The organism is Streptomyces sp. SP18BB07, assembly GCF_036322545.1.
In the GTDB taxonomy this organism is placed as follows: domain Bacteria; phylum Actinomycetota; class Actinomycetes; order Streptomycetales; family Streptomycetaceae; genus Streptomyces; species Streptomyces deccanensis.
On the sequence record NZ_JAQYWT010000232.1, the window covers coordinates 1 to 742 of the forward strand.

A 742-nucleotide genomic window follows, 5' to 3' on the forward strand; every position below is an offset into this window, starting at 1 on the left:
AGGGGGGCGATGGTGCGTCCGTCGCGTTCGGCGGCGTCCCAGTCGCGGGGGCGGAGTTGGTATTTCTCGGAGTCGAGGTATTCCTCGCTGCCGGGTTTGAGGGGGGTGTTCTCGCAGAGTTCGTAGCCGGAGTAGACGCCCCAGGTGGGGGAGAGGGTGGCGGCGAGGACGGCGCGGAGTTCGAAGGCGGGGCGGCCGCCTTCCTGGAGGAAGGCGTGGAGGATGTCGGGGGTGTTGACGAAGAAGTTGGGCCGCATGTAGGCGGCTGCCTCACCGGCGAGTTCGGTGGCGTACTCGGTGAGTTCTTCCTTGGTGGTGCGCCAGGTGAAGTAGGTGTAGGACTGCTGGAAGCCGGTGGCGGCCAGGGTGTGCATCATCGCGGGGCGGGTGAAGGCCTCGGCGAGGAAGATGACGTCCGGGTCGGTCGCGTTGATGTCGGCGATGACCTGTTCCCAGAAGAACACCGGTTTGGTGTGGGGGTTGTCGACGCGGAAGATCCGTACCCCGTGGTCCATCCAGTGGCGCAGGATGCGGGTGGTCTCGGCGATCAGGCCGGGCAGGTCGGCGTCGAAGGCGATGGGGTAGATGTCCTGGTACTTCTTGGGCGGGTTCTCGGCGTAGGCGATGGTGCCGTCGGGGCGGTGGTGGAACCACTCGGGGTGCTTGTCGACCCAGGGGTGGTCGGGGGAGCACTGCAGGGCGAAGTCGAGGGCGACTTCCAGGCCGTGGGCGCGGGCTTCGG

Annotated in this window: 1 pseudogene; it reads right to left on the reverse strand. The window is 67.3% G+C overall.

Annotated elements, in window-relative coordinates:
* A pseudogene (locus PUR53_RS07350) lies at positions 1-742 on the reverse strand (alpha-1,4-glucan--maltose-1-phosphate maltosyltransferase); the annotation flags it as partial.